We start from the raw sequence: 10,563 nt of genomic DNA, 5'->3' as shown, positions 1-10,563 counted from the left end.
GACCTTTTTCATCACGTCGGGCTGACCGATCACGGCGCCGCTCTGCCCCTCGCCACGCTTGATGGCATCCACCACATCCATGCCTTCGGTCACATGGCCGACGACGGTGTAGCCGATTTCGTTCAAGTGCGGCGCCGGCGCAAACATGATAAAAAACTGAGAGTTGGCGCTATCAATATCTCCACCCCTTGCCATGCCGACCACGCCGCGCTCGAACGGCAGGTCGGAGAACTCGGCCTTGAGGTCGGGCCGCTCCGAGCCACCCATGCCGGCGCGGCGCATGTCGCCGCCCAGCTTGCCGAACTGCACGTCGCCGGTCTGCGCCATGAAGCCGTCGATCACCCGGTGAAAGACGACGCCGTCATAGGCCCCCTCCTTTGCCAGCGCGGCGATCTGGGCGACGTGACCCGGGGCCACGTCATCGGCCATGTCGATCACGATGGTGCCGTTGGCGCCCTCACCCGCAACCTCGATGGAAAGCTCGGTGGCCAGCGCGGGGCCGGCCACCAGCGCGGCCAGCGCCGCCGGGATCGCCAGCTTACGCATCATCGCCGGCCACCTTCACACTGACCATGCGGTCGGGCTCCGCGGGCGGCTCGCCCCGGGTGATCGCATCGACATGGTCCATCCCCTCGATGACGCGGCCATAGACGGTGTACTGGCCGTTGAGGAAATGGTTGTCGCCAAAGTTGATGAAGAACTGCGAATTGGCCGAGTTCGGGTGCTGGCTGCGCGCCGCGCCGATGGTGCCGCGGTCATGCGGCAGGCGGGAGAATTCGGCCGGCAGATCGGGCAGGTCGGAGCCGCCGGTGCCGGCCATGCGCAGGTTGAATCCCTCTTCCATGTTGCCGTGCTTGACGTCGCCGGTCTGCGCCATGAAGCCGTCGATCACCCGGTGAAAGCAGACGTTGTCATAGGCGCCGGCGCGAACCAGCTCCTTCATCCGCGCGACATGCTCGGGGGCAACGTCGGGCAGCAATTCGATCGTGACGGTGCCGTCCTTCAGCTCCATCAGGATGGTGTTCTCGGGGTCTTTGATCTCGGCCATCGGGCGCTCCTGTCTTGGCGTTTGCCCCGTTACCTATGACGAGGGCCGCCGATTGCCAAGTGACGCATTGACGTCGGCCGCAAATCCGGGGCAACAACGCGGCGATTGAAAGCATTCGATTTCGAGGTGACGACATGGGCTGGAACACGCTGGATGACATGGACCTGAGCGGCAAACGGGTGCTGGTGCGGGTGGACATCAATGTTCCCGTCGAGAACGGCGAAGTCAGCGACGATACCCGCATCCGGCGGCTGACCCGCACCCTGAACGACATCCGCGCCGCCGGGGGCAAGCCGATCCTGCTGGCCCATTTCGGCCGCCCCAAGGGCAAGCACATGCCGGAGATGTCGCTGCGTCCGCTGGTGCCGGCGCTGGAGGCCGCCTTTGGCGCGCCGGTGGCGTTCTGCGCCGACTGCCGCGGGCCGGCGGCCGAGGCCGCACTGGCCGCACTGGATCAGGGCAGCATATTGATGCTTGAAAACACCCGCTTTCACCCCGGCGAGGAACAGAACTGCGCCGATCTGGCAGCCGAGATCGCGGCGCTTGGCGATGTCTATTGCAATGACGCCTTTTCCGTCGCGCACCGGGCGCATGTCTCGACCGATGGCGTGGCGCGCATCCTGCCCTCCTGCGCCGGACGGCTGATGCAGGCCGAGCTGGAGGCGCTGGAGGCCGCCCTGGGCAAGCCGCAGCGCCCGGTGGTGGCTGTGGTGGGCGGCGCCAAGGTTTCGTCCAAGCTGGAACTCTTGGGCAACCTGGTCGAAAAGGTCGATCACCTGGTGATCGGCGGCGGCATGGCCAATACCTTTCTTGCCGCGCAGGGCATCGACGTGGGCAAATCGCTGTGCGAACACGACATGACCGGCACCGCCGCCGGGATCCTGGCCAAGGCCGAAAGGGCCGGCTGCGCGATCCTGCTGCCCTCGGACGTGGTGGTGGCGCGCGAGTTTCGCGCCGGGGCCGCGAACGAGACGCTGGCCGCCGATGCCTGCCCCGCCGACGCGATGATCCTCGATGCCGGGCCGGAGACGGTGGCGCGCATCGCCGAGGTGTTCAAGGGCGCGAAAACCCTGATCTGGAACGGGCCGATGGGCGCCTTCGAGATCGAACCCTTCGACGCCGCGACCAATGCCGCCGCGCAGACCGCCGCCGCCTTGACCCGCGCCGGGCAATTGATCAGCGTGGCCGGCGGCGGCGATACGGTGGCGGCGCTGAACCAGGCCGGGGCGGCAGAGGATTTCACCTATATCTCGACCGCGGGCGGCGCCTTTCTGGAATGGATGGAGGGCAAGACCCTGCCCGGTGTGGCCGTACTGGAGCAACAGGGCGTTTTGGCCTGAGATAAAACTGGCGTATCCTCGGGCCATTGTTCTGCCGAGGAGAGTTTCGATGACCCGTTTTACCCGCCACCTGGCCGCCGGGGCGATGACCCTGGCCGCCCTGCCCGCAAGCGCCCAGGACCAGGCCGCGCCGCCGCCCCCTGCCCGCCCGTCGTTCTGGCAGATGATCACCGCCGAGCGGCTGGCGACCGGGGCGATGCACAGCGTGATGACATGGGCGCGCCTGCTGGCCGATATCCGCTATGACCAGCTGAGCGTCGATCCGGTGGCGGCGCGCGCCACCCTGACCGGCATCGAGATCGTGCCGCTGATCCCGGGCCTGCCCGTGGACGCCTGCCGCATCACCGCCGCGCGGGTGACGATCAACGGCAACCCGCTCGACCGGATCGGCGCCGGGCGGCTGCGGCTGGTGCTGGACGGGATGGACATCGCGGCGGGCTGCCTGCCGCCGGAGGGGGCGAACATGCTGCGCGGCATGGGGTTTGCCACCCTGCACGCGCCCTGGGCCGAGCTCGATCTGCTCTATGACCATGCCTCGGGCGGGGTGCGGGCGCGGCTCAGCGCCGATTTCGACCGGCTGGCCTCGCTCAACCTGAGCGCGGATCTGGATTACGTCAGCTACCGGATGGATTTCGAGACCGAGGAACCCGTTGTCGCCGCCGACCTCACCCATGCCGAACTGGTGCTGCGCGACCTCGGCGCCTGGACGCTGGCGCAGAATTTCCTGCCGCCGGAGTTGAAGCAGCCCGGCGCCCTGGGCCCGGTGATCGCGGGGGCGGTGGCGCAGGCCATGGCCGGGGCCAACGGGCCGGAGATGCCGGCCAGCGAAAAGCAGCGCGGTTTTGCCACGCAGGCCGGGACCGTCGCCGCCGGGTTCGCCCCCGGCGGGCGGGTGGTGCTCTCGACCTCTATCGCCGATGGACCGTTTCGCCTGGACGAGGCCAGCGTGGAATCGTTCCGCGCGTTGTTTGACGCGCTGAACCCGCAGGTGGGGGCGCGGCCCACCGCGTTGCAGGTGGCGCTGCCGGTGGCGGCCTTGCAGGCCGCGCTCAATGCCGAGGAGCCTCCGGCCGACGCGCTGGCCTTCGGGCGCGCGCTGATGACCGGGATCGGCGCGCCGCGCAACCCGGCGCAGGGGCTGAAGCTGCTGCTGCCGCTGGCCCGCGCCGGCAATACCGAGGCCTCGCTGCTGATCGCAAGGGGCGTGGCCGAGAGCCAGCCCGCGAACGCCTATGCCCATGCGCTGCGGGCGGCGGCCACCAACCGGCCCGGTGCGCTGGCCATTCTGGACCGGATCGAACGCGATCTACCCTATGCGCAGGTGATCGAGGCGCAGAACGTGCTGATGGCCGGACCGGAAGACGCGCTTTACGGCGATCTGGCCGCGATGCGGGCGGCGGCGCGCGATTTCCTCACCGGTGCGGGGCGGCCGCGCTCGTGGCGCGCGGCCTATTACTGGGCCTCGATGGCGGCGGCGGCGGGCGATCCCTCGGGCGCGGCGCTGCGCGACGAGATCACCGAAACCCTGCGGCTGCGCGGCGATGCGGCCGCCTGGGCGGCCGAGACCGAGAGCCTGGAGAACGGCGTGCTGCGCGACTGGATGGGCAAGGACGTGCCGGCGCGGCTGCGCTGAGCCCGCCGCTGGCCGCGCCCCGCCTAGAACAGCAGCGCGGCCAGCACATGCAGCGCCATGAAGATCACGATCAGGGAACCGACGGTGTAGAAGCTGGCGCGCACCTCGTGCGTCTGGCGGGTGGCATAGGACACCGCGTGGCCCAGTCGCATGACGACGAAGCCGTACATCAGAGTTTGCGCCAGCCAGAGCGGCGGCGCGATGGCGACATAGACCAGACCGACCGCCCAGAACGCCGGGATGTTCTCAAGATCGTTGCGGTGCATCCGGCGCGAGCGGTCGGTGTAGTCGTTGACCTCGAGCTGGGCCGGATCCGGGGCCGGGTTGAACGGCCCCTTCTGGATATCCTCGGGGTTCACCAATCCGCTGCCGCTCTTCATCATGCGGTAGGCGGTCATCCAGCCCTGCCCCATGATCTTGAGCCCCATCAGGGCCGCCGCGATCATGTAGGTTGCAAAGATCGGGTTGTCGGGGGTGTAGTATTCCATGCGCGCCTCCTTGCGCCTTGAGACCAACATTGGATGCGATCAAACAAGCAGTTGTCAAATCCCGCACGGTCCCGGCCCCTTGTTCGCGCTAACGCAATTGCAACGGGCAGCCCGCTTGCCTATGGACAGGACCGATGGGGCCGTTCCCCGAAATACACGCAGTAGATTATCAATTTGGGCGGAAAACCGATATGTCAAAACAGAAACAGACCGAACAGATCCGCGCCGCAAAAGGGTTCATCGCCGCCCTCGACCAGAGCGGCGGATCGACCCCCAAGGCGCTGCGCCTTTACGGTGTGGAAGAGGATGCCTATGGCTCGGAACAGGAGATGTTCGACCTGATCCACCAGATGCGCAGCCGGATCATCAAGTCGACCGCCTTTACCGGCGACCGGATCGCCGGGGCGATCCTGTTCGAGATGACCATGGACCGCGACATCGACGGCGTGCCCACCGCCACCTACCTGTGGCAGGAACGCGGCGTGGTGCCGTTCCTCAAGGTCGACAAGGGGCTGGCAGACGAGGCCGAAGGCGTGCAGCTGATGAAGCCGATGCCGGAGCTTGACGCGCTGCTGGACAAGGCCGCCGCCAAGGGGATCTTCGGCACCAAGATGCGCTCGGTCATCAACGCCGCCTCGCCCTCCGGCATCGCCGCCGTGGTCGCGCAGCAATTCGAGATCGGCAAGCAGATCCTGGCGCACGGGCTGATGCCGATCATCGAGCCCGAGGTGACCATCTCCATCGCCGACAAGGCCGAGGCCGAGGAGATCCTGCTGGCGGAGATCAAAAAGCAACTCGACGCGCTGCCCGGGGACAGCCAGGTGATGCTGAAGCTGACCCTGCCGGAGGCCGCCAACCACTACAAGCCGCTGGTCGATCACCCGCGCGTGCTTTGTGTCGTGGCGCTGTCGGGCGGCTACAGCCGCGACGAGGCCAACGCCCGGCTGGCGCAGAACAGTGGCATGATCGCCAGCTTTTCGCGGGCGCTGACCGAGGGGCTCTCGGCGCAGCAGACCGACGGCGAGTTCGACAAGGTGCTTGCCACAAGCATCGACAGCATCTTCCAGGCCTCGCTGGCCGGCTGAACGCCCTGCCCAGACATGCGAAAGGCCCGGCATCGCGCCGGGCCTTTTTTGTGGCCGCGCCGCGCGTCCCGGGGCCGTGCGCGGGACGCGGGCGGCCGTCTAGGCGGCGGCGTCCCCCGTCAGCCTTTGCAGGATGGCCGCCGTATCCAACCCGGCAACCGACCCCGGCAGGCTGCCGCGGTCACCCGCGACGCGCGAGGTGACATAGCCCGCCGCCACCGCGTCGGGCGCGGTGTCGAAGAGGGACGCGGCGGACAGCAGGCTGGCAAGGCTTTCGGCGAACCAGCGCGCCTCTGCTTCGGGCGGCAGGGCGGGCCAACGGGCGCGGTGCGCCTCAAGTGCTGCGTCATAGCGGCCGTCGCGTCCGCGCGCGCCGTCCAGCGCGGCGGCCAGAACCTCGCCCGCAAGCGGTTCCCGTGCCAGCGTGCGCAGGATGTCGAGGCAGATCACGTTGCCCGAGCCTTCCCAGATGCCGTTGAGCGGCGCCTCGCGGTAGAGCATGGGCATCGGTGTCTCCTCGACGTAGCCCATGCCGCCCAGCACCTCCATCGCCTCGCCGATCACCGAGACGCAGCGCTTGTTGCCGAGGTATTTGGCCAGGGCGACGGAGATGCGCGCCAGCGCCCGGCTCTCGGAATCGTCGCGGTCGAAGGCGGCGGCGGTGAAGAAGCCGAGGCTGACCGAGGCCTCCCAGTCGAGCGCCAGATCGGCCAGCACGCTGCGCATCAGCGGCTGGTCGATCAGCCGCCGCTGGAACGCGGAGCGCCCCGACACCCACCAGACGGCCTCGGAGAGGGCGGCGCGCATCAGCCCTGCGGGCGCAATCGCGGTATCCAGACGGGTGTGATGCACCATCTCGATGATGGTGCGCACGCCGGCGCCCTCCGCGCCCAGCGGATAGGCCAGCGCATTGACATATTCGACCTCGGAACTGGCGTTGGCCACATTGCCGAGCTTGTCCTTGAGCCGCTGCAGGCGGATGCCGTTACGCTCCCCCTCCAGCCAGCGGGGCACGAGGAAACAGGTCAGCCCGCCCTCGGCCTGCGCCAGGGTGAGAAAGCCGTCGGACATCGGCGCCGAGCAGAACCACTTGTGCCCGGTCAGACGGTAATGATCGCCGTCGCGCACCGCCTTTGTCGTGTTGGCACGCACATCCGAGCCGCCCTGTTTCTCGGTCATTGCCATTCCCAGCGTCGCGCCGGTCTTCTCGCCCAGCGGACGGGTAGCGGGATCGTAGCGGCCCGACGTGAGTTTCGGCTGCCACAGCGCCGCCAGCCCGGGGTCGGCGTCGAGCGCCGGAACGCCCGCATAGGTCATGGTCAGCGGGCAGCAGCAGCCCGGCTCTACCTGGTTGAGCATGTAGACATGGGCGGCATGGGTGACATTGCCACCCGGCCTGCCATCCCAGGCGGAATTGGAATAGCCGAGCGCCGAGGCGGTCTTCATCACATGGTGGTAGCCCGCGTTGAAGTGCACCTCGTCGAGCCTGCGGCCGGACCGGTCGAACAGAACCAACCGGGGCTTGTCGCGGCGTGCCTCTTCGGCGGCCTGCAACATCCCTTCGCTGCCATAGGCGGTGCCGGCGCGGGACAGGTCGTCGCTGCGCCCGCCGGCGGCCGATGCGGCGGCGCGCAGGGCGACGTCCTCGGCCCAGAGATCGCGGGCGCCGCGCGGGGGCGGCTGGTTGGCGACCTCATGCGTGCCAAGCTCGGCGCGGGGTGGCGTGACGGTCATGGCAAATCTCCTCCCGTTTGCAGTCGGCGCCAGACTGCGCCGGGCCCCGGCCGGTTTCAATCGAAACGCCGGGTCAGATCCATGGTCCCGGTCGGTGCGGCGAGGAAAGAAAGGGGATTCACACGGCGAATCACCTGTGCCATAGTGGTTCGAGACGCCCGCAAAGGGCGCGCATGAGGCAGAAAGACAGCAGCACGTGACCCGTTCCAACCGTCCCAATTTCGGCGCCTTTTTCTTTTTCGCCGCCGCCTTTGCGGTCGGGGCCTATTTCACCTTTGCCGCGGTGCAGGGCGACTACGGGCTGTTCCGCCGGGTCGAGATCGCCGCCGAGGCCGACGCACTGCGCGCCGACCTGGACGGGCTGAACGCCGAGATCGCCAGAATGGAGAACCTGACCCACCGGCTGTCGGACGATTACCTCGACCTCGATCTGCTGGACCAGCAGGCGCGCTCGGTTCTGGGCATGCTGCGGGCCGACGAAATCGTCATCCGCTAGGCGCGGCAAAATCACCCTCGTCAGCGCAGGCAAAATCCTGTAATAGATAGTTTAACGCTAAACTATCCTTTTTCAGGAGGAGGGACGCCGCGATGGCAACGCGCAAAAGCGCCCGGAAACCAAACGTTTCCGCCGAGGAACTGACCACTTATTACCGCGAGATGCTGCTGATCCGCCGATTCGAGGAAAAGGCTGGCCAGCTTTACGGCATGGGCCTGATCGGTGGTTTCTGCCACCTGTACATCGGGCAGGAGGCCGTCGTCGTCGGGCTCGAGGCCGCCGCAGAAGAGGGCGACAAGCGCGTCACCTCCTACCGTGACCACGGCCACATGCTGGCCTGCGGCATGGACCCCAAGGGCGTGATGGCCGAGCTGACCGGGCGCGAGGGCGGCTATTCCAAGGGCAAGGGCGGCTCGATGCACATGTTCTCCAAGGACCGGCATTTCTATGGCGGCCACGGCATCGTCGGCGCCCAGGTGCCGATCGGTGCCGGCCTCGCCTTTGCCGACAAGTACAAGGAAAACGGGCGCGTCACCTTTGCCTATTTCGGCGATGGCGCGGCGAACCAAGGCCAGGTCTACGAGACCTTCAACATGGCCGCGATCTGGCAGCTTCCGGTGGTCTTCGTGATCGAGAACAACCAGTACGCCATGGGCACGTCGCAGGCGCGCTCGACCTCGACCAAGGACATCTATCACCGCGGCGAGGCCTTCGGCATCCCCGGAGACATGGTCGACGGCATGAACGTGCTGGCGGTCAAGGAGGCGGGCGAAAAGGCGGTGGCGCACTGCCGCTCGGGCAAGGGGCCCTACATCCTCGAGATCAAGACCTATCGCTATCGCGGACACTCGATGTCGGACCCGGCCAAGTACCGGACCCGCGAAGAGGTGCAGAAGATGCGCGAGGAACGCGACCCGATCGAACAGGTCCGCGCCATGCTGCTGGAAGGCAAGCACGCCAGCGAAGAGGATCTGAAGGCGATCGACAAGGAGATCAAGGAGATCGTGAGCCAAGCCGCCGACTTCTCCCGCGAGAGCCCGGAACCGCAGCTCGACGAGTTGTGGACAGATATCTATGCCGAGGCAATCCCGCAGGAGGTGAACTGAGATGGCGACTGAAATCCTGATGCCCGCCCTGTCGCCGACCATGGAGGAAGGCACCCTGGCCAAGTGGCTGGTGAAAGAGGGCGATAGCGTGACCTCTGGCGACATCCTGGCCGAGATCGAGACCGACAAGGCGACGATGGAGTTCGAGGCGGTCGACGAGGGGATTGTCGGCAAGATCCTGATCCCCGAGGGCACCGAGGCGGTCAGGGTCAACACCCCGATCGCGGTGCTGGTCGAAGAGGGCGAAGAGGTGGGCGAGGTTTCGGCCCCTGCCCCGGCCTCCCCCCAGCAGACCGCAGAACCGGCCGCCGAGCCGGAGTCGACACCGGCGCAGGCCAGTGCTCCCGCCGCGCCCGAGGCCGACCTGAGCCCGGACTGGCCCGAGGGCACCGCGATGAAGACCCAGACCGTGCGCGAGGCCCTGCGCGACGCCATGGCCGAGGAGATGCGCCGCGACGGCGAGGTCTACCTGATGGGCGAGGAGGTGGCCGAATACCAGGGCGCCTACAAGATCAGCCAGGGGTTGCTGGACGAGTTCGGTTCAAAACGGGTGATCGACACGCCGATCACCGAGCACGGGTTCACCGGCATCGCCGTCGGCGCCGCCTTTGGCGGCCTCAAGCCGATCGTGGAGTTCATGACCTTCAACTTCGCCATGCAGGCGATCGACCAGATCATCAACTCGGCGGCCAAGACGCTGTACATGTCGGGCGGCCAGATGGGCGCGCCGATGGTGTTCCGCGGCCCCAACGGCGCGGCCGCCCGCGTCGGCGCCCAGCACAGCCAGGATTACGCCGCCTGGTTCATGCAGGTGCCGGGCCTCAAGGTCGCGATGCCCTATTCGGCCTCTGACGCCAAGGGGTTGCTGAAATCGGCGATCCGCGATCCCAACCCGGTGATCTTCCTCGAAAACGAGATCCTCTATGGCCGCAACTTCGACGTGCCGGACATGGACGATTACACCGTTCCCTTCGGCAAGGCGCGGATCTGGCGCGAGGGCACGGACGTGACCCTCGTCAGTTTCGGCATCGGCATGAGTTATGCGCTGGAGGCCGCCGACAAGCTGGCCGAAGAGGGCATCTCGGCCGAGGTGATCGACCTGCGCACGCTGCGCCCGATGGACACCGCCACGATCATCCGCTCGGTGATGAAAACCAACCGCTGCGTCACCGTGGAAGAGGGCTGGCCGCAGGGATCTGTCGGCAGCTACATCTCGTCGGTGCTGATGACCGAGGCGTTCGATTACCTCGACGCGCCGGTCATCAACTGCACCGGCAAGGACGTGCCGATGCCCTATGCGGCGAACCTCGAGAAACTGGCGCTGGTCACCACCGACGAGGTGATCGCGGCGGTGAAACACGTGACCTACCGGTAAGGAGCAGAACCATGCCCACCGAAATCCTGATGCCCGCCCTCTCCCCCACCATGGAGGAAGGCACGCTGGCCAAATGGCTGGTGAAAGAGGGCGACACCGTTGCATCCGGCGACATCCTCGCCGAGATCGAGACCGACAAGGCCACGATGGAGTTCGAAGCCGTCGACGAGGGCACCGTCGGCAAGATCCTGATCCCCGAGGGCAGCGAGGGGGTCAAGGTCAACACCCCGATCGCGGTGCTGCTGGAAGAGGGCGAAA

At 67.1% G+C, this 10,563-nt stretch carries 11 protein-coding genes; 7 read left to right on the top strand and 4 right to left on the bottom strand.

Going from position 1 to position 10,563, the window contains the following annotated elements; translation table 11 throughout:
• Nucleotides 1–546, bottom strand: a 546-nt coding sequence (locus tag P1U75_RS04980; protein WP_300240497.1) for a peptidylprolyl isomerase, incomplete at its 3' end; no start/stop codon positions are given.
• Nucleotides 539–1,048, bottom strand: a complete 510-nt coding sequence (locus P1U75_RS04975; protein WP_300240495.1) for a peptidylprolyl isomerase — start codon at nt 1,046–1,048, stop codon at nt 539–541. The genes P1U75_RS04980 and P1U75_RS04975, both read right to left, overlap by 8 nt.
• A 134-nt stretch (nt 1,049–1,182) precedes the next feature.
• On the opposite strand from P1U75_RS04975, the gene P1U75_RS04970 reads away from it, so the two are divergent.
• Complete coding sequence (locus tag P1U75_RS04970) at nt 1,183–2,388, top strand: phosphoglycerate kinase (RefSeq protein WP_300240493.1); 1,206 nt, start codon at nt 1,183–1,185, stop codon at nt 2,386–2,388.
• Between the two features lie 49 nt (nt 2,389–2,437).
• Complete coding sequence (locus P1U75_RS04965; protein WP_300240491.1) at nt 2,438–4,021, top strand: hypothetical protein; 1,584 nt, start codon at nt 2,438–2,440, stop codon at nt 4,019–4,021.
• 23 nt (nt 4,022–4,044) lie between these two features.
• On the opposite strand, the gene P1U75_RS04960 is transcribed toward P1U75_RS04965, so the two are convergent.
• Nucleotides 4,045–4,509, bottom strand: a complete 465-nt coding sequence (locus tag P1U75_RS04960) for an MAPEG family protein (protein WP_300240488.1) — start codon at nt 4,507–4,509, stop codon at nt 4,045–4,047.
• Between the two features lie 191 nt (nt 4,510–4,700).
• Here P1U75_RS04960 and P1U75_RS04955 point away from each other — a divergent pair, with 191 nt between their 5' ends.
• A complete protein-coding gene (locus P1U75_RS04955; RefSeq protein ID WP_300240486.1) occupies nt 4,701–5,594 on the top strand; it encodes a fructose bisphosphate aldolase in 894 nt (297 codons plus the stop codon).
• Between the two features lie 99 nt (nt 5,595–5,693).
• On the opposite strand, the gene P1U75_RS04950 is transcribed toward P1U75_RS04955, so the two are convergent.
• On the bottom strand, nt 5,694–7,328 hold the full coding sequence (locus P1U75_RS04950; RefSeq protein WP_300240483.1) for an acyl-CoA dehydrogenase family protein: 1,635 nt from the start codon (nt 7,326–7,328) through the stop codon (nt 5,694–5,696).
• A gap of 196 nt (nt 7,329–7,524) precedes the next feature.
• Between P1U75_RS04950 and P1U75_RS04945 the strand changes: the two genes are divergently transcribed.
• From P1U75_RS04945 to P1U75_RS04930, 4 genes are all read left to right on the top strand, one after another.
• Complete coding sequence (locus P1U75_RS04945; RefSeq protein WP_300240481.1) at nt 7,525–7,824, top strand: septum formation initiator family protein; 300 nt, start codon at nt 7,525–7,527, stop codon at nt 7,822–7,824.
• 92 nt (nt 7,825–7,916) lie between these two features.
• Nucleotides 7,917–8,930: a pyruvate dehydrogenase (acetyl-transferring) E1 component subunit alpha gene (pdhA, locus tag P1U75_RS04940; RefSeq protein ID WP_300240479.1), complete on the top strand. Its 1,014-nt coding sequence runs from the start codon at nt 7,917–7,919 to the stop codon at nt 8,928–8,930.
• 1 nt (nt 8,931) lies between these two features.
• A complete protein-coding gene (locus P1U75_RS04935; RefSeq protein WP_300240477.1) occupies nt 8,932–10,305 on the top strand; it encodes a pyruvate dehydrogenase complex E1 component subunit beta in 1,374 nt (457 codons plus the stop codon).
• An 11-nt stretch (nt 10,306–10,316) separates the two neighbouring features.
• Nucleotides 10,317–10,563: biotin/lipoyl-containing protein (locus P1U75_RS04930; RefSeq protein WP_300240476.1), on the top strand; the 247-nt coding region annotated here is incomplete at its 3' end.

Source organism: Antarcticimicrobium sp., from assembly GCF_029212575.1.
In the GTDB taxonomy this organism is placed as follows: domain Bacteria; phylum Pseudomonadota; class Alphaproteobacteria; order Rhodobacterales; family Rhodobacteraceae; genus Antarcticimicrobium.
This window is presented reverse-complemented; position numbering and strand designations above follow the sequence as displayed.